At 47.2% G+C, this 21,873-nt stretch carries 4 protein-coding genes; 1 reads left to right on the top strand and 3 read right to left on the bottom strand.

The features are described 5' to 3' along the window. Positions 1-187: 187 nt before the first annotated feature. Positions 188-18,811, top strand: a complete 18,624-nt coding sequence (locus A9237_RS22445) for a retention module-containing protein (protein WP_078609717.1) — start codon at positions 188-190, stop codon at positions 18,809-18,811. 98 nt (positions 18,812-18,909) lie between these two features. Here A9237_RS22445 and A9237_RS22440 read toward each other — a convergent pair whose 3' ends face one another. The 3 genes from A9237_RS22440 to yccS all read right to left on the bottom strand — a co-directional run bounded on the left by A9237_RS22440 (position 18,910) and on the right by yccS (position 21,849). Beyond that, positions 18,910-19,176 carry a hypothetical protein gene (locus A9237_RS22440; protein WP_005437768.1) on the bottom strand — a complete coding sequence of 89 codons (267 nt, stop codon included), beginning with the start codon at positions 19,174-19,176 and terminating at the stop codon, positions 18,910-18,912. A gap of 114 nt (positions 19,177-19,290) precedes the next feature. Further along, complete coding sequence (locus A9237_RS27420) at positions 19,291-19,452, bottom strand: hypothetical protein (protein WP_162998341.1); 162 nt, start codon at positions 19,450-19,452, stop codon at positions 19,291-19,293. A gap of 243 nt (positions 19,453-19,695) precedes the next feature. After that, positions 19,696-21,849, bottom strand: coding sequence for a YccS family putative transporter (gene yccS / locus A9237_RS22430; protein WP_005437766.1), 2,154 nt, complete (start codon positions 21,847-21,849; stop codon positions 19,696-19,698). Positions 21,850-21,873: the final 24 nt, after the last annotated feature.

Raw genomic sequence — 21,873 nt, 5'->3', positions numbered from 1 at the left:
GTGTCACATAATTGTGACTAGGTGCAGTTTTCGTATCTGACGATTAACGAAACTGCAAAATATGATTGTTTATTGACTCAATACTTAGTTAAATCAGAGTTGTGATAAACGGTGAATCATAAGCCGATAAACTAAAATAATGTATAAAGGTCTAACGAGAAGACGTTGACCAATTAGCGGGGGTCAGATGAGTACACAAGCTGTGCCGCAGGAAGTATTAGTAGATGCTGTCAAAGGGGATGTTTACGCTTTAAACCTTGAGGGGAAGGTTAGGGCGATTAACGTCGGGGATGTATTGGTTCCGGGTGATGTAATCATCACGGAAAATGGCGCTTCGATTGAAGTGATAGCGGAAGGTTCTCTCTATTTAGTCGACGAGAATTGTGTGGCGTGCATTCCAGCGCCAACACCTGAAGCTGCATCGACGGAAGCGGTCGTTCAAGCGCCTGTTGACGGACAAGTCAATGTTGACCCAACGGCAAACGCTGAGTTTGGTGCAGAAGACGTGGCTGCGATTCAACAAGCCATTTTGGAAGGTGCCGACCCTACCGCCATTTTAGAAGCAACCGCTGCAGGCCCTGGCGGAGGTGGTGGTTCCGGTTCTGCGAATGCGGGCTTTGTTACCATTGAGTACAACAATCCCGAAGTACTCGCTTCAACCTTCTTCGAGACATCGGCTCCAAGCGGTGATACCGAAACCGATGATGATATTGATGGCCTCGACATCACCATTTTTGCTGACGGTGGTCAGTCTCTCTCTTCTCAAGTAACGGAAGGCTCAATTTCTCTATCAAGCTACCCGCAAACCATTTCGTCTAGTGTGCTGGTTGAAGCAGGGGATCTTGCACTTGATACCGCTTCATTTGTACCCGAAACGTCTTCTTTAGAGTCTTTGTTAACTGAGCTTAACAGTGATATTACCTCTGGTGGTCAACCAGTAGCGTTCGTTTATGACGAAGCGCAAAATGCCATTATCGGTACTCAAGAAGGTAACGAAGTGCTTCGTATCGAGATCGAAGCGACATCTCTAGGCCGTGATTTAGAGTTAGAGGTCGTTACCACGATTAGCCAGGGTATTGACCATGTTGCGTCTGTTGCTGATGGCCAAGTATCGATCGTCGGTGATCAAATCAATATTGCTTTTGATATTACAGGTGCAGATATTGGTGGTAACAGTATTCAAGCACCTATTGATTTTACGACAACCGTTATTGATGGCGATGATCCTGCGCCGCAAAACGTTACTTTTGAAAACGTTGAATCTTCTTCCACACCAATTACTGGCACTTTTGTTGATATTGGTAGTGATCAATTGGCAACGGTCACGTTTAATCAAGAAGGACTTAGTCAATTCGATGGCCTATTGAGTGATAATCAGGCGACAGAAGCGGTACTCTCTGAAGACGGCAGTACTATCACCTTGTCCATTGCTGGCTCGAATGAAACCGTCTTAACCATTGGTCTGAACACAGATGGCACTTACCAATTTGAGCAATTTAAGCCGTTAGAACAAACAAACGGTGAAGATACGATTGAGCTCTCTTTGCCAACCACAATCGTCGACTTTGACCAAGATACGGCAAGCAACACCTTTACGATGACCATCCTTGATGGCGATAATCCAGTGATTGAGAACGTGACGGGATTGTCTTTAGATGAGGCGGGGGTTGACCAAGGTTCACAGGAAGGCGCGGTAGTAACAAGTGGTACTGGGGCGATCACGACAGCGGTCGGTAGTGACATCATTGATCACTATGAGTTGGAACCTACAGAGTTTAATGTTGGTGGAGAACTCCAATCTCAAGGGCAGGTTGTTCAACTAGAAGTAGCGTCCGAGAGTAACGGCGTACGTACTTACGAAGGCTTCATCGAGCTGGATGGTGTGCGTATTACCGTATTTGATGTGGCGATTGATGCACCTGCATTGGGCGAATACCAATTCAACTTGTATGAACAACTTGACCATACGGGTGCTAACGATGACTCGCTTACTTTCTCACTGCCAGTTTACGCGGTAGATGCGGATGGTGACCGTTCCTCGATTACCGACGGTTCGAACACACCAGAAGCAGCGCAAATTGTCATTCAAGTTCAAGATGACGTTCCTTCGATTGATGGCGTTGAGGCACTAGCCGTCGATGAAGATGATTTATCAAGCATAGGCTCCGATCAAAGCGACTCTGTGCTAGCGCAAGGCAGTTTCACGACGACTCAGGGCTCAGACCGTGTTGTAAGTTATCAATTAGAAAGCGGCACTGATCCACTCAATGGGTTGGAATCTCAGGGTCGATCTATCTCTCTGACGGAAACAACCAACTCAGATGGCAGCTTTACCTATTCTGCAACGGCAGAAGGGGACGCTATCTTCACCTTACAAGTGAACCCTGACGGTTCTTATTCATTTACCCTTGAAGGGCCAATCGATCATGCTGTGGGTAGTGATAGCTTAACTCTAGACTTCAATATTGTCGCAACGGACTTTGACGGTGACACCAGCTCACTTGTTCTACCAGTTACCATTGCTGATGATGTGCCAACCATTAACGACGTTGTCGCTCTTACCGTCGATGAAGATGACTTAAGTTCGGTAGGCTCTGACCAATCACAGCCAACACTGGTTGAAGGTCAGTTCACGACGACTCAGGGTTCTGATGGCGTCGTACAGTATCAGTTGGATGTAAACGCCGATCCTTTAAATGGCCTGCAATCTCAAGGTCAGACCGTCTCCATTGCCGAAACGCATAATGCAGACGGCAGTTACACCTACAGCGCAACGGCAAATGGAAGCGCAGTTTTCACATTAATTTTGAATACCGACGGCTCGTACAGTTTTGAACTGCAAGGTCCAATCGACCATGCGGCAAATAGCGACAGCTTAACCCTCGATTTTAATGTTATTGCTACTGATTTCGATGGTGACACAAGCCAAATCGTATTGCCTGTTACCATCGTGGATGATAAGCCAACCATTACCGACGTCGATGCGATTACCGTTGATGAAGATGATTTAGGTACGATTGGCTCAGATCAGACTGACCCGATTTCAATCGATGGCAACTTCACTACTACACAAGGCTCTGATCGAGTGGTGAGCTATCAGCTCGATGCTTCTTCAAGACCAGTTGATGGCCTTACATCTCAAGGCGTGGCCGTCACGCTGACTGAAACCGCAAACGGTGATGGCAGCTTTACTTACGAGGCGACGGCGGGGAGTGAAGCGGTCTTTACGCTGACAGTGAATACTGATGGCTCTTATAACTTCACGCTAGAAGGGCCAATTGATCATGCTGTTGATAGCGACGATTTGACACTGAACTTCCCAATCATCGCGACAGACTTTGATGGCGATACCACAAATGCCACTATCCCAGTGACGATCGTGGACGATAAGCCAGTTATTACTGACGTGGATGCCATTACGGTTGATGAAGATGATCTAGCGTCAATTGGCTCAGACCAAAGCAATCCAATTTCTATTGATGGCAACTTCACCACCACACAAGGTTCAGACCGAGTGGTGAGCTACCAACTCGATGGCACATCAACACCAGTTGACGGTTTAACATCGCAAGGTGTAGCGGTAACGCTAACAGAAACCGCAAACGGTGACGGCAGTTTCACTTATGAAGCGACAGCGGGTGGCAACCCTGTATTTACTTTGACTGTGAATACTGATGGCTCTTATAACTTCACGCTAGAAGGGCCGATTGATCACGCGGTTGATAGTGACGAGTTGACACTTAACTTCCCAATTATCGCAACCGACTTTGATGGCGACACCGTTACTGAAACCATTCCAGTCACGATTGTTGATGATGTACCGACCATCACAGCGGTGGATGCGTTGAGTGTCGACGAAGACGACCTTAGCGGTGTGGGTTCAGACCCAGGCGGCGATCTGTTCGTTGAAGGGGCGTTTACCACCACTCAAGGCTCTGACCGAGTGGTGAGCTATCAACTGGATTCAACGGCTGATCCTGTTGCGGGGCTAACGTCTCAAGGTGAGGTGATTACCTTGGTGGAAACCGCGAATGGCGACGGCAGCTTTACTTATGTTGCGACCGCTGACGGCAATCCTGTCTTCACGTTGAATGTAGCAACAGATGGCACTTACGATTTTACGCTGCAAGGCCCGATTGACCATGCAGCTAACAGTGACAGCCTGACGATTGATTTCCCAATTATTGCCACCGATTTTGATGGTGATACGACTTCGGCAACCATTCCAGTCACGATTACGGATGATGCACCAATCATTGATAATGTCGTGCCTCTGGCTGTAGACGAAGATGATTTATCAGGTATTGGCTCAGACCAAACTGACGCTGTGTTTGTTGAAGGCGCGTTTACGACTACTCAAGGTTCAGACCGAGTGGTGAGCTACCAACTTGATTCAACGGCTGATCCTGTTTCAGGTTTAACTTCTCAAGGAGAGCCTGTTACTTTGGTAGAGACTGCGAACGCCGATGGCAGCTTTACTTACGTGGCTACCGCGGATGGCAATCCTGTCTTCACCATGAACGTGAATGCAGACGGTACATATGACTTCCGTCTAGAAGGGCCGATTGATCATGCGTTAAACAGCGATGAATTAGTTCTGAACTTCCCAATCATTGCAACAGACTTTGATGGCGATACGACGACCGCGACCATTCCAGTTACGATTACTGATGACGTTCCAACCATTGACAACGTTGTTCCACTTACGGTGGACGAAGATGATCTCGCTTCAATTGGCTCAGACCAAAACGATGATGCGTTCATGTCGGGTTCTTTCAGCACAACTGAAGGCTCGGACAGCGTTGTTAAATACCAGCTTGATGCAACAGCAGATCCAGTAGCAGGGTTAACTTCTCATGGTGAGCCTGTCGTACTTGCTGAGACAACAAATGGTGATGGCAGCTTTACTTACACTGCCACAGCAGATGGCAATGCCGTATTTGAATTGGTGGTGAAGCCAGATGGCAGCTACACCTTTACTCTGCAGGGCCCACTAGACCATGCGGTGAATAGCGACAGTCTGCAAATCGACTTCCCGATTATCGCAACAGACTTTGATGGCGACACCTCATCGAAGACGTTACCTGTCACCATCGTTGATGATAAACCAACCATCACTGACGTAGACGCAATCCGCGTGGATGAAGATGACTTAGCGACGATTGGCTCCGACGGCTCAGATCCAATTTCAATCGATGGCAACTTCACTACAACGCAAGGCTCTGATGGGGTAGTAAGCTACCAATTAGATACTGCTGCAACGCCTGTTGACGGTCTAACATCACAAGGTGTGGCCGTCACGCTGACTGAAACCGCAAACGGCGATGGTAGCTACACTTATGAAGCGACAGCAGGAACTGAAGCAGTATTTACGCTGACCGTTAATACGGATGGTTCATACAACTTCACGCTGCAAGGTCCAATCGACCATGCGGTAGACAGTGATGAACTGACACTGAACTTCCCAATCATCGCAACGGATTTTGATGGTGATACCACCACAGAAACGATCCCAGTCACCATCGTGGATGATAAACCGACCATTACCGATGTTGATGCGATTACCGTTGATGAGGATGATTTAGGTACGATTGGCTCAGACCAAACTGACCCGATTTCAATCGATGGCAACTTCACCACCACACAAGGCTCGGACCGAGTGGTGAGCTATCAGCTCGATGCTTCTGCAACACCAGTAGCTGGACTCACATCACAAGGCGTGGCAGTCACACTGACGGAAACCGCAAACGGCGATGGCAGCTTTACTTACGAAGCGACAGCGGGGACTGAAGCGGTCTTTACGCTGACAGTGAATACTGATGGCTCTTACAACTTCACGCTAGAAGGGCCAATTGATCATGCTGTTGATAGCGACGAGTTGACGCTCAACTTCCCAATCATCGCAACCGACTTTGATGGTGACACCACAAATGCCACTATCCCGGTCACCATCGTGGACGATAAGCCAGTTATTACTGACGTAGATGCCATTACGGTTGATGAAGATGACCTAGCGTCAATCGGTTCAGACCAAAGCAATCCAATTTCTATTGATGGTAACTTCACCACCACACAAGGTTCAGACCGAGTGGTGAGCTACCAGTTAGATGGCTCATCAACACCAGTTGACGGTTTAACATCGCAAGGTGTGGCGGTCACATTAACTGAAACTGCAAACGGTGATGGCAGCTTTACCTACGAAGCAACCGCGGGCTCTGAAGCGGTCTTTACGCTGACAGTGAATACTGATGGATCTTACAACTTCACGCTAGAAGGGCCGATTGATCACGCGGTTGATAGCGACGAGTTGACACTTAACTTCCCAATTATCGCAACCGACTTTGATGGCGACACCGTTACTGAAACCATTCCAGTCACGATTGTTGATGATGTACCGACCATTACAGCGGTGGATGCGTTGAGTGTCGATGAAGACGACCTTAGCGGTGTGGGCTCAGACCCAGGCGGCGATCTGTTCGTTGAAGGCGCGTTTACGACCACACAAGGCTCTGACCGAGTGGTGAGCTACCAACTGGATTCAACAGCAGATCCTGTTGCTGGGCTGACATCTCAAGGTGAGGCGATTACCTTGGTGGAAACCGCGAATGGTGACGGCAGTTTTACCTATGTGGCCACCGCTGACGGCAATCCTGTCTTCACGTTGAATGTCGCAACAGATGGTACGTACGACTTTACGCTGCAAGGCCCGATTGACCATGCCGCCAACAGCGACAGCCTGACGATTGATTTCCCAATTATTGCCACCGACTTTGATGGTGATACGACTTCGGCGACCATTCCAGTCACGATCACGGATGATGCGCCAATCATCGATAATGTTGTGCCTCTGGCTGTTGATGAAGATGATTTATCAGGCATTGGCTCAGACCAAACTGACGCTGTGTTTGTTGAAGGCGCGTTTACGACTACTCAAGGCTCAGACCGAGTGGTGAGCTACCAACTTGATTCAACTTCTGATCCTGTTTCGGGATTAACCTCCCAAGGTGAGCCTGTTACTTTGGTAGAGACTGCGAATGTCGATGGCAGCTTTACTTACGTGGCTACCGCGGATGGCAATCCTGTCTTCACCATGAACGTGAATGCAGACGGCACATACAACTTCCGTCTAGAAGGTCCGGTGGATCATGCGTTAAACAGCGATGAATTAGTTCTGAACTTCCCAATCATTGCAACAGATTTTGATGGCGATACGACGACCGCGACCATTCCCGTCACGATTACTGATGACGTTCCAACCATTGACAACGTTGTTCCACTTACGGTGGATGAAGATGATCTCGCAACAATTGGCTCAGACCAAAACGATGATGCGTTCATGTCGGGTTCTTTCACCACAACGGAAGGCTCGGACAGTGTTGTGAAATACCAGCTTGATGCAACATCAGATCCAGTAGCAGGGTTAACCTCTCATGGTGAGCCTGTCGTACTTGCTGAGACAACAAATGGTGATGGCAGCTTTACTTACACTGCCACAGCAGATGGCAATGCCGTATTTGAATTGGTGGTGAAGCCAGATGGCAGCTACACCTTTACTCTGCAGGGCCCACTAGACCATGCGGTGAATAGCGACAGTCTGCAAATCGACTTCCCGATTCTCGCAACAGACTTTGATGGCGACACCTCATCGAAGATGTTACCTGTCACCATCGTTGATGATAAACCAACCATCACTGACGTAGACGCAATCCGCGTGGATGAAGATGACTTAGCGACGATTGGCTCCGACGGCTCAGACCCAATTTCAATCGATGGCAACTTCACTACAACGCAAGGCTCTGATGGGGTAGTAAGCTACCAATTGGATGCTGCTGCAACGCCTGTTGACGGTCTAACATCACAAGGTGTGGCCGTCACGCTGACTGAAACTGCAAACGGCGACGGTAGCTACACTTATGAAGCGACAGCAGGAACTGAAGCAGTATTTACGCTGACCGTTAATACGGATGGTTCATACAACTTCACGCTGCAAGGTCCAATCGACCATGCGGTAGACAGTGATGAACTGACACTGAACTTCCCAATCATCGCAACGGATTTTGATGGTGATACCACCACAGAAACGATCCCAGTCACCATCGTGGACGATAAGCCAACTATTACCGATGTTGATGCGATTACCGTTGATGAGGATGATTTAGGTACGATTGGCTCAGACCAAACTGACCCGATTTCAATCGACGGCAACTTCACCACCACACAAGGCTCGGACCGAGTGGTGAGCTATCAGCTCGATGCTTCTGCAACACCTGTAGCTGGACTCACATCACAAGGCGTGGCAGTCACACTGACGGAAACCGCAAACGGCGATGGTAGCTTTACTTACGAAGCGGCAGCGGGGACTGAAGCGGTCTTTACGCTGACAGTGAATACCGATGGCTCTTATAACTTCACGCTAGAAGGTCCAATCGACCACGCGGTAGATAGTGACGAGCTGACGCTGAACTTCCCAATCATCGCAACCGACTTTGATGGCGACACGTCTGCTGAGACAATTCCTGTCAAGATCGTTGATGACAAACCGACACTTGGTGGCATCGAAGCAACAAGTGTGCAAACGGTTGACGAGGACGATATCCCAACAGTCGGATCTGATGGTACGCAGTCGAACAGCATTGCAGGTAACTTCATCGCGACTGATGGCTCTGATGGCATTGTTGAGTACAGCGTTTCTGACCTGACGACGCCAGTACAGGGCCTGACCTCTGGCGGTCAATCACTGGTTATGGTTGAAGTATCAAACGCAGGTGGCGTTTCAGTTTACGAAGCTCGTATTGATGGCACGACGACACCAGCATTCCGTGTGACTCTCGATGCTTCTGATGATAGCTACACGTTCGATTTGCTTGCTCCTCTCGATCATCCAAATGCTGATGGCCAAAATGAACTGGTCATCAATTTACCGATAAACGCGACTGACTTTGATGGAGACGTGTCGAACAACATCACCTTACCAATTACGGTTGTGGATGATGTTCCGACCATTGATGGTTTACTAGCGGGCAGCGAACAAACCGTTGATGAAGATGACCTACCAGCAGGCACGGATGCTGCAAGTGCAGAAGATACTGTTATTTCAGGTACTTTTGATATCACCGAAGGTGCTGACCAAGTTGCTTCTATTCAGCTGAATGACCTGACCACGCCTGTTGCGTCACTGACTTCAGATGGTGAAGCTATCACCTTAGTTCTGTCTTCTAGCGCAAACGGCGTGAACGTATACCAAGGTGTCGCTGGCAATCCTGCTGAAGTGGTGTTCGAACTGACGTTGGATGCAACGAACAACACCTACGAGTTCGATTTACAGAAGCCGCTTGATCATCCAGATGGTAATCAGCAAAACGAGATTGTTATTAACCTCCCTGTGACGGCGACAGATAATGATGGTGATACTTCACCAGCCTTCACATTGCCAATTACCGTTGTGGACGATGTTCCAGTTGTTACCAATATTGAAAGTCTACGTGTCGACGAGGATGACTTACCTTTTGGTTCGGATGGAACTAAAGAGCCATTAACGGTATCAGGTGAGTTCGAAGTCACTAGCGCAGATGGTATTGATGCTTTCGAATTGGATCTAAGCTCAAATCCTATCCCGAATCTGAAATCGGGTGGAGAAGAGGTAACGCTGTCTCAAGACGTTGGCGCTTCAACTGCTGACGCGCTTGTTTACGTGGGACAAACACCGGGTGGAGTGACGGTCTTCACGTTGACACTTCATCAAGATGGTAAATACGACTTTGAGTTATCTGGTCAGTTAGATCACGCGGTTAACTCTGATGAAATTTTGTTGAATCTACCTGTGAAGATCACGGATGGCGACAACGATACCATCACTGCGACCTTGCCAGTGACGATCGTAGATGACAAGCCAACCATTGATGCTATTAGTTCTGGTAGTAGCTTGTCTGTGGATGAGGATGATATTCCAAGCCAAGGTTCGGACGACACGCCAGAATCCAATATCATTGGTGGCAACTTTGACGTTACGGATGGTGCCGATTCTATCGTTAGCTTCCAGTTGGATAGCTTGACGTCACCTGTATCTGGACTTACCTCAGGTGGTCAACCGCTTGAGTTGGTTGAGTTTTCAAATTCAAACGGTGTGATTGAGTACCGAGCTTATGTACAAGGTACGACGGACACCGTCTTTAAACTGACGCTAAATGGTTCAGCAGACAGTTATGAATTTGAACTGTTGGGTGCACTTGATCATCCTGCAGGTAACGATGAAAACTCGTTAGTCATCAACTTCCCAGTCAACGCGACCGATTTTGACGGCGATGTTTCAAATAATATCACCTTGCCGATCACAGTGGTGGACGATGTTCCTGCGATTGTGAAAGTGACAGACACTAGCCAACAAACAGTCGATGAAGATGATCTTGCTGGTGGCTCAGACACGACAAGTAGCGATTCAACGGTATTAACTGGTGGATTTGAAGTCGTTGATGGTGCGGATGAGATTGTCAGTTACCAAGTTTCTGACCTCAATGCCGTTGTGTCTGGCTTAACTTCGAACGGTAACAGCATCGAGTTGAATGTGGTGAGCTCGGTTGGTGGTGTAACCAGTTACGAAGCGGTCATTACTGGCACATCAACTAAGATCTTCACCTTGTCTCTTGATGCGAATAACGACAGTTACCAATTTGAACTATTGGGACCAATCGACCATGACGCTGTTCAAGGTGAAAACAACCTTGTCATTGATATTCCAATTACAGTGACAGATTTTGATGGTGATACGTCATCATCACTGAACCTTCCAATCACCATTGTTGATGACATTCCTGAAATTACATCAGCAGATGCTTTGGCTGTTGACGAGGATGATCTCGCTAATGGCTCTCAGGCAACCAACAAAGACAGCCTAGAAGCAACAGGCAATTTCGATACGGTAGAAGGGGCAGATACAGTTGTCTCTTACCAGTTGGATCTTACTTCTAACCCGATCTCAGGAGTCACTTCAGGTGGTCTCGCGGTAACGTTAGTTCAAACCGCGGTAAGCAACAACAACTTTACTTATCAAGGTCAAACACCTGATGGTAACTCAGTGTTCACGCTAGTTTTGAACGCTGACGGCTCTTACAAGTTTACGCTTGAGGGTGCGCTAGACCACTCAACCCAAGGCGAAGATACACTCCTACTCGATCTTCCAGTCTTCGCGACCGATGTTGATGGTGATACGGCCGGTATTAACTTACCAGTAACGATTACCGATGATGTCCCAACCTTGTACGATGCGTCTATTTCACGTGTTGAGGGACAAGGAAACCGCACGGTTCGCTTATTCCGAGACCCTGTAGAAGGTGATGATGATCTTGGTGCTGACGGCGCACAAGTGACGTCATTCTCGGCTGATGATTCGGGTATTTACTTCAAGCAAAACGGTGTTGACTCGGACTCTGTTGATTTAAACGGCAGCAACCAAGTTGTGTTCGTTCACAAGGTTCTTGACGGAGTGGATACCGAAATCGGTCGTTTGATTGTTCGAACTGACGGCCGCGTGTCTTTCCGTCCGAATGACGATCTTGACCATACAGAAACTGACTCGATTGATTTCACCATCAACGTTGTTGCAACCGATGGTGACGGTGATACTAGTGATGCAGATGTTGATATCTCAATCACCGACCGTAACGCGCAGATTAATACGTCAACCGTCACCGCGTTCGAGGACCAAGGTCGTGGTGGTGTTGTCGCAGGCGTGGATTCTGCAAATACCCAAGATAACCTATCAACCTTGGATGTGACGCCGGCGAAAGTCGATTTGGTTATCGATTTGCATGATATCGATCGTAACGAGAGCCTAGGTGACATCACTATTCGAGATGCCAATACTCACAACGGTACGTTTTACTATCGAGACGGTAGCGGCAACTACATTGAATTAACACCTGTAGGCAATACAGTTGTTCTTGATGCATCAAATGTTGAGCAATCATTCAATGGTGAGCTTGTCTCGCTAGATAACTTGTACTTTGTACCAGATCGCCATTCCTCAACTGATGCTTCTGGTATCGATCCTCGTATCCGTGTGGAAATTCTTAACAATGGTACGCCAGACCACACGATTAATGGTCGCTTGGATATTGAAGTTGATGCGGTTGCTGATATTGCAACGTGGAACGCTAGCAGCACCTTCGATTACACCGTTGATGAAGATGGCAACAATGTTGAGTTAGACATTGAAGCGAACACGCAAGATATCAGTAACCCAGAGTCTATCGTATATGAACTTGTTTTTACCGAGGGTGGAGACAATGCGACGTTGGTTTACTCAGATGGTACACCTATTCCAGAAGCAGGTGGCAAATACCTAGTGGATGCGAGTCGTATTGACGAGGTTGAAGTGGATCCTTCGGAGCACTTCTCTGGCCAAATTAAGCTAGATGTAACCGCGATTACGACTGAGAGTAACAACCCTCTGACGGGCAAAGAAACGGCGCGTTCTGAAACCGAAGAAATTGTGATTGACGTTAACCCTGTCGCTGACCAAGCAGACTTTGTGGTGAATCGCATCAACATTTTTGAGGATAACGCTCGAACTCAAGATACCGTCGACCCTGTGACAGACCACGATCCGCTTCAGTTGAGCGAAGTCATAACGATGACACCATCTGTTGATATCGACGGTTCGGAAGAGTTGTTTGTTCGTATTTCTAACTTTTCTGAAAATGGCGTTACGTTAGTGTGGCTGGATACTGTGAATCCAAGTCAAATAACCACAGTGACGGATGGTAGCGGTAATGTGCTTTATTATGAGATCCCGGAAGCGAATTTGGCGGATGTTGAAGTGCTTCCTGAGTTACATAGCAACAATGACTTCACATTCGATGTTGAAGGGATTGTAAAAGATAACGCTACGCTTTCTACTGGCTCAGCTCAAGATGTTCTCTCACTCGGAACTCAAACGGTTAATGTTGCGGTTAAAGGTGTTGCTGACATCCCAGACATTATCTTGCTTGACAAAGATATGGATTGGAAGGTCTTTAGCGATGGAACGACATCAGGTATCGAGACGACTATTCCAGAAAACGGCTCTGCGTCACTCAGTTTCTCGGTTGTTTCTGGTGAGTTCAAAGATAAGCCGTTAGATGGGTCTGAATCTTTAACTGTTATCCTGTCGAACATTCCAGACGGCGTGAATGTTGTGGATGCCGATGGCGGCAGTGTTGATTTAACCTTCGTGGGTTATGACGACAATGGTGAACCGATTTATGAGGCGAACATTACTGGATTGAACTTCAATTCTGGTATTCAAATCGTTCCGGAAAACTCGTCGACTGAAAATATCCATATCACAGGAACCATTATTGTCACGGAAGATGATGGTCATACTCGTGAAGTTGAGCGAGAAGTTCGCATTAAAGTTGAGCCTGTGATTGATGCTCAGGACAACTATGTCGTTACGTCTGAAGGTAATGAAGATGCTCTGATAAACATTAATTGGGATCCAACCAACGCACAGAGTCCGGATACAGACGAGTTTTATGCTCAAGTAACCATTAGTGGTTTCCCTCCTGGTAGTTCTGTGTATGTTGACGGTGTATTACAAACTCTTACAGGAGACAGTATTACACTATCGCCAGAGGTAAATGAATCTGAGCAAGACTTCTCTTCACGCGTTACGCAAAGAGGGTACATTCAAGTTCAACTTGAACCAGATTCCAGTACAGATTTCAGCTTAAGTACGGAAGTTCTCGTAAAAGAAATCGATGCCGAGTACGTTGATTCAGCGAACCCAGGTGAGGGTATCGCTTCAGAAACGATTAATGGCATCGTCAACGTTCAAGTGAATCCGGTTGTAGAACCTGAAGACCTCAATGGTCCAGTCTCTGATCAAACCCGCCTGTTGGTTGAAGAATCTGATGGAACGGTTACGGATGTGATTCGTGCTGATGCTCAAGGCCATATCGATTTCACCATTAATAGCAGCGCAGGCGGCCAAACCGGTGCCAACATCATCAAGTATCAAGAGTTTGATAGCTCGTCTGATGAGGTGGTCACCCAACTTGTTGTGCAATTCGACAACATCGCCCCTGAAGTACTCGACCAGTTGATCATTGTTGGTGCGTCGAATGAAGGTAATGGCCGTTGGACGATCACTGATGAAGAGAACTTCTCGATTATTGCGCCAGCAGGTTTGGATCTTACACCTAATGATGACACCGACGACGGTGATAACAACGGTATTTCTTCAATTGGCTTAACCATCTACGCACAAGTGAACGACTTGGGTGAAGATACGATCGAAGAAGACGCAACAGTTCAACGTCAGACTGACATCACACTCGAGTTCCCAACAGATATCACGCCTCAAACCAGCGTAGCAGCTGAAATTGACCTTGATAACACGGTTCAAATTGATGGCAACGAAGACAATACTGTTGATTTGGGTACGCAATTGTCATCTAAAGTCACCACCATCAATGCCGATGGCGTAGAAGATGTCCTAACGCTGGTTATTGACCCTTCATCACCTGGTGTACCTCCAGGCCTAGTTATTGGTGGCACTGATGTTGACTTCGTTGACGGCAAATACGTGTTCCAAGCTTCGATTGATGCGAGTGGCAACATTACTGGCCTCGATGGTTTGACCCTACGTGTTGCCGAAGACTGGGCAGGTGACTTCACGCTGCCAGTTCTGTTTGTTACCACCGATACTCAATCGGGTGATGAAAACACTACGCTAGAGTCACTACCTGTTCAGATCTTGCCAGTTGCGGATGTCCCAGGTTCTTCGGTTGATCAACCTCTTGATAGCAATGTGACACCAGATGTGACAGTCGATATCACTGGTACGCTCGGCCTAGATGCTGACAAGCAACCAGTGAACGACCTTAACAATGATGTCCCAACCAACGATGGTATTGGCTACGAAGACGGCTTGATTCAGCTCAACTTGAATGTCGACTTTGCTGACAACCGAAATAACTTGCAAGCGGGCAGAGAGACGCTCACCAACATTAAGCTCACGCTTGATGACACGACGTTAGGTGAGTTTGTTGACGCGAGTGGCAACCCATTAGGCACAAGTATCGAATTCAGTGCTGCTGAAATTGCTGCGGGCGCATTGGATGAAGTGTTATTCAAGCCGAAAGAGAATTACCCAGTCGGTGGCGGTCAAAATACCGTTCAAATTAATATCGAAGGGGAGATCACGGATACAGCAATCATCGATCAAACAACGCTTGCCAACCCTGGCGACGATACCGATGTTCGAACCTTCACTGATAATGTGTCGTTTGAAATCACACCAGTAGTTGATGACATTACGATAAGTGGTGCTGATCCTTCTCAACCTATTGTTGTCACAGGTGATGAAGATACTCTTATTTCATTGACGCAGTCAGGCTCCGGCGTATCGGTGAGCCTGAACGATAATGATGGTTCAGAACAGTTTGTTTCCTTGAAGCTTACTGGATTACCGACCGACTTTATTGTGACTTCTAGCTCTCCTGATTACACGGTGAAAAACAACGGTGGTGGTGAGTGGAGTATTCAACTGAATGATTTGACACAAACATCTGTTGATTTGAGCTCAATTCAAATCCAACCACCGAAAAACTTCAGTGGTGAAGTTGATATTGGCATTACTGCCTTCACACAGGAAGAGTTGCTTAAAGTACCTACGGAACACACTGGCAACTTCAAAGTGATCATTGATCCAATTGGTGATGATGTTGATGTAAACCCAGATACCATAGTTTCAGGTAATGAGGGTGAAGACATTGAAATCAATATCAATGCTCTTGTGGTCGATAACCAAGAGTCGATTGGTGATGGTGCGAATTATGAAGAGAACGATCCAGAAACACTTCGTGTAGAAATCGCGAATGTGCCAGACGGTGCAAGCATTGAACTTACCGACGGCACTGCATTTGTCGATCAAGGTGGCGGTGTGTTCGTTCTAGAGATTGATGCTCAAGATCTGGATAAAGTGGTCTTTAACTCAGGCGATCGCAACGACAATTCTTGGAATGGCACATTAGAGTTTAAAGTGCAGGCGGTTGATACTGGCTTAGATGGAAGCCAAAGCCTAGGCACACCAAAAGAGTTCGATGTTAATGTTGAGGTAGAAGCTGTTAACGACCGCCCAGAGTTCGTGAATACAGTGGATGTTGAAACGCAAGAGGATACTCCGTTACTGCTTGATGGCTTCAGCATCACAGACGTTGATGCGGTGTTAGATGATCCGAACGCTGAGTACGTGCTCAACGTTACTGTAGACAGCGGTATCTTGGAGCTCAACCCAACGCTTATCACTACTTACAACTTAACAGTGAGCGGTGATGGTACGGACTCCGTTGAGCTGAAAGGCACTGTGGCCGATCTAAACAATGCCATTGCAAACGGCCTGATTGAGTTCAATCCAGACCTGAACTTCTTTGGTGACGTTCAGGTGGACGTGACTGTTGATGACCAAGGCAATGAAGGTATTGTGATTGGTGGGGTAGATGACACCCTAAATACCAACAGCGGCAGCTTCAATATTGAAGTGACAGCGGTGAACGATACCCCAGAAACTACGCCAGTGACGCTACCGGATATTGAAGAAGACAGTGGTGTGTTCTCTATCTCTGAAGCGGATCTTATTGCGAATGCGACAGACGTAGAAAACGACAACCTCACTGTTAGCAATGTTCAGTTAACCGATCCAAGTTCGGGCAGCATTACTTTCAACAGCGGTACTGGTGAGTGGGAGTTTACTCCAGCACCAGATTACAACGGTCCAGTTGAAATCACGTACACCATTACAGATGATGGCACGACAGATGGTGCATCCGATCCTAAATCGGTTAATGGCAGCGCGTCGTTCAATGTAACGGAAGTAAACGATGCACCAACAACGTCTGAAGTGACACTTTCTGATATTGCGGAAGACAGTGCGGCGGTTGAGATTACCCAAGCTGATTTGTTGGCGAATGCCTCTGATATTGAGAACGACACGTTGACAGTGAGTAGCGTTCAATTGGTCGACCCAAGTAGCGGTACATTGGATTTCGATAACGTCTCAGGTACATGGTCATTTACACCCGCTCCGGGCTACAACGGCACGGTGAATCTGACTTACACCATTACCGATGACGGTACGACGAATGGTGCTTCTGATCCTCAGACAGTGTCAGGAACGGCAACCTTTGAAGTCACCGAGGTGAACGATTCTCCGGTAACATCTGAGGTAACGCTAAGCAGTACGGAAGAAGATGGTGGCGCGGTGACGATTACTGCGACAGAGCTTCTGAGTAATGCGAGCGACCCTGAATCGGACAACTTGACCATTAGTAATGTTGCTCTGGCTGATCCTTCGGCGGGTACGTTAACGCAAGTCAATGCTACAGAATGGACGTTTGAACCTGCTGCAGACTTCTTTGGTGACGTTAATTTCACTTATGAAATCACAGATGACGGAACCACTAACGGTGCGCCAGACCCAATCACAATTGCGGGCACAGCGGTGTTGAATGTTGAAGCGACCAATGACGCACCTGAAATCACAGCAACGTCGGTAACGGATACGATCAACGAAGCCGATGGCCAGAAAATTACTGGTATTAGTGTCAGCGACATCGACTTCACTGGTGCACAGGCGAACGAAATCATGACGGTGACTCTAGCGGTGACTGAAGGTGACGTTCGTGTTGAGCCGCCGGCAGGCAGTGGTGTCACTGTAGGTGCGGGTATGTTTGGTGAAATTATCCTAATGGGTACACCAGATAACATTAACTCCGTTCTTGGTGCGACAGATGCTTCTGAGGGCGTATTTGTGGATGCAGGAGACGTGGATGCCGCTTCAATCACCTTATCGGTGAAAGTCGAAGACAACGGCGTGTACTTTGAAAATGCATCGGGTACAGCATTGGAGGCGAATCAAGACTTCACTATCAATGTGAATCCTGTGGCTGATGCCCCAACACTGGGTATCGATCCTCAGTTTAACTACGTTCGTCAAATTGCTGCTAGCCAAACCGCGAGCAGCCAAGGCCTTGCAATTGTGGGCATCATGGCGGCGTTGACTGACATTGACGAGGTACTTTCACTGGAACTAACGGGTGTACCTGCTAGTGCAGAGGTGACAAGCGGAGTTTCTCCATCAGGCATTAGCTTCGATGGCACCACTTGGACAGTACCAAGCGATGAAATTGATACGCTAGAAATTGTGGCGACGGACACCAACAGTGGTATTGATATCGGTTCTTACGATATTTCGGTTACTGCGATATCAACAGAATCTAATGGTGATGAAGCGCAGTCTTCGCCTGTCCAAATTAGTTTGGATGTGAGCGGCGATAACGACGATATTGATCAGTCAAGCGCAACAGACGACAGCTACCTAGTTGGTGGAGACACAGGTATTAACTTAATTGGTGGGGAAGGTGACGACCTTATCGTAGGTGGCGATGGTGATGATGTGCTGATCGGTGGTCTAGGTTCAGATATTCTAACCGGTGGTGACGGCAGCGATACCTTCAAGTGGACGGTGGATTCCGTTGACGAAGGGGCAGTAGATACCATTACTGACTTTACTGTGAACGAAGACAGTATCGATTTGCGTGAGGTCATCTCTGATCTTAATAATCCAATGATCGATATGGATGATCTGCTTAGCCACATTTCGGCAGACTACGATGCATCTACTGAGGCGGTATCGTTAAACATCACAACAGACACCAATGTCCACCAAACTATTGTGGTTGAACACTTAGGTGATGCGCTGGACTTTAACGGTCTGAGTTCGAACGAGATCGTTGAGTCGCTTCTAAACAATAATGTGCTTGCCAATGGTTAACGTAGCCTAAAAGCAAAAGCGCGATAGCTCATAGAGTTATCGCGCTTTTTTGTGTCTGATATAAAAAGCAGTGTGCTGATTGATATTTGAAGCGTTGTTTAAACGTGAATGTCGAGTAGGCTGCCGATCACTTCATTGTTCTTATCAACAACCGATGCACCGATTCGATTATAGCTTGCAGCTTGAGTTAAGTTAACGAGCGGTTCGATTGGGTTTGAAGGCAATTCAGAGGAGACTTTATTGAAATTAAGCTCGTTGTCTTTGACGAGGTCGACTTTGTTAAACGCTAAATCGTTTTCTTTCACAAAGTCTTGTTGAATTTCATGCGCAGCACCTTCAGCCATCTTCTGCGACAGCTGAATCATATTATATCCGGACTGTATTCCTGATACTGGCATGTTAACTCTCTCACTTGTTATGCTTTTGATAGCATAGGAAGTGTTGCAATTTCGTGCAAGTTCTTTATTCGAACGGTTTGATTATGCAAACAGTTTTGAAAGCATATCGCGTTCTTCGTTAGAAAGAAGCGGGCTTTCCTTTTTGTTAAGCGATTGACTAATGTCACCCTGAAGCGACTTTAATTGGCTCGCTGTCAGCTCATTAATCTTTTGTCTCAGTTCATTAAACTGTTGAGTAGTCATTTCGATCTCCTCACATTTCTTGGGCTTCTCCTTCATCCACCCACCTCAGCGACCTCCATGGTCACAATTAAAGAATGTTCTAATATTCTTAGGTTAGTTTTTGAATGGTGTTTTTTTGTCCGAGTAATGTCAGTAAGCCTCAAGTAACTTGTAAGACTTTTCCTATGAATAAAGGCGGTAATCATAAAGGGGTAGAATCATAGTCTACCCCTTTAATATGCCTCGTTGGTTCAAGAGGCTTGTTTAGTTCACACGAACGGCAAACTTAGAAGCAAGAGAGTGTAGCTCAGGCAGCATGCGGTAGATGAGGTGCAATTGCTGAAGCACCATTCGCGCAGAATGATCATCTTCATCACGCCATTCATTCAGGCGTTGTTCCAAATTGGTATCGTCGATCGACGACAAATCACACTCTTCGCTGTTGTGATGCAATTGTTGATGTAATACATCCAAATGCTGGTGAATACATCGATGAGCATCAAGAACAAGCTGGTGGATGGATTCATCGTCAATCCGAGTCCGATGCGCACCTAATGCTGAGATATAACTCAACATTGCATGATTCAACGTTAAGAAACGGAAACTTTCATCCACTGCCGTTCGATATTTACCCGGCTCCGCCAACATGGTGCTGATCGCGGAAGAGAGGTTGGCATCAGTGTTGTGTGCCTGACGACGAGCGATTCGGTAGCTGAGGTTATCTTTCTTACCAATCCGATACTGGCCGATGATCTGACCAAGGTATTGCTTATTGGCATCTATCGCGTCGGACATCACTTTATGCAGGCGCTTAGATTGCCAGTCCGGCAGAATGACTAAAACGGCGCCAACCGCCAGCACACAGCCAATCAAGGTATCAGCAAGTCGAGGCAGTACTACAGCGTAACCTTCACCTAATTGGTTGAACAAGAACAACACGAGTAGGGTGATAAAGCCGGTGGCATAACCGTAGTTGTTGATGCGAAACGCAAAGAACATCACCCCAGAGATGACAATGAAGACTAACTGGCTCTCTTGAGAAGGGAAGAAGGTCAGCAGGGGCACGCCTATCAACAAACCTGCAAGTGTTCCGATAACGCGGGCGGTAAGTTTTTGTCGTGTTGCGCTGTAGTTAGGTTGGCAAACAAATAGCGTGGTAAGCAGAATCCAGTAACCACGGTCAATGTCGAATGCTTGGATAATTCCGTAACCAGCAGTTAGGGCAATCGACATGCGTAGTGCGTGGCGGAACAGCATCGAATCTTTGTGTAAATTCGCTGAGATGCGTTGCCACATGGCTTTCAGCGTATGTGGATTCGTATCATCCAGCACATCTTCTTCGAGGCGCTCTGCGTCTGGGTTATTAATATTGCTGAGCTGTTTTTCTACCGTCGCTAGGTTATTGAACAGGTAAGTAAGCTGAGCCAATAAGCGCTTCCAATGGCTTTGTTCTTGTTCTTCCAAGTAGCCCAAAGAGTTTTGTAGCTCTGCCAATGCAAGAATTGATTGGTCTGTGTGAGTGTACTCGTTGCCTAATCGAATCGCATGAGCAATATCGCGACAAGCTTGCGCTTGAGATTCCAGTAAGTACTTAAAGCGGAACAAAACGTCTGAGCGCTCAAATTCGGTAGCCAAATCTTGGTATCGATAGTGGCTTGAGCTCACGCGCTCGTGGATGTCTTGCGCAATAAAGTAAATATTAAGGAAGCGGTCGCTTGGCCCATCGATATGACCGCGCTTAGAACGGCTTAACAGCGTTGCTTTACAAGCATTCAGTGCATTAACGGTCGCAGCATTTAATTTTGCCGCCTCGATACGCATAGGTTGCGGAGTTAGGTTCGTGACAGGGTGGAACAGCTTCGCTTTGGCATCAAGGTAGTTGGCGATTTGTAAGAACACCGTTGCTAAGCTTTGTTGAACAGGTTGAAGTGGCCAGAACATCTGCCAAATCATCGACATGAAGTAGTACCACGCCGCACCAGTCAAGAGCAGCAATGGTTGGAACCAAATATTGGTGCTTTCATGAGCGCCAAGCATGGTGTAGATGGCGATCAATAAAGAGCCAAACGCGATGCTGGCGTATTTAGGTCCAATAGCGCCAAGCATAATAAAGCCGAACGTCGAGACAAACAGGCCGATGGCAAAAGCCCATGGTGTATCAAATAAGATCTCAATTGAGAAAGCAGCGACGGCGAAACAGATAAAGGTAAGAATGAGCGCTTTTATCCTGCCCGTGAAACTGTCATCGCTCTCAGCCAAAGCAGCTGCAATCACGCCTAAGATAAGAGGAGTAATCAAGGTATGTTGCTTAAAATACCAAGCAGGAATCACCACGCCTAAAAGGGTGATAAGAATCAGAATGCTGTAGTTAATGGTTTTGTTTGCCCAATAGAGGCGAAGTTTTAAAGCAGCTTGCACGATGCGCCTTTCGTTGCCGGTGGA

This window comes from Vibrio owensii, assembly GCF_002021755.1.
GTDB classification, from domain to species: domain Bacteria; phylum Pseudomonadota; class Gammaproteobacteria; order Enterobacterales; family Vibrionaceae; genus Vibrio; species Vibrio owensii.
This window is presented reverse-complemented; position numbering and strand designations above follow the sequence as displayed.

What these genes read in the sequence shown, in the direction of transcription:
- A9237_RS22445 (WP_078609717.1), top strand. Translation starts at nt 188, where the DNA reads ATGAGTACACAAGCTGTGCCGCAGGAAGTATTAGTAGATGCTGTCAAA.
- A9237_RS22440 (WP_005437768.1), bottom strand. Translation starts at nt 19,176, where the DNA reads ATGATTCAGCTGTCGCAGAAGATGGCTGAAGGTGCTGCGCATGAAATT.
- A9237_RS27420 (WP_162998341.1), bottom strand. Translation starts at nt 19,452, where the DNA reads ATGACTACTCAACAGTTTAATGAACTGAGACAAAAGATTAATGAGCTG.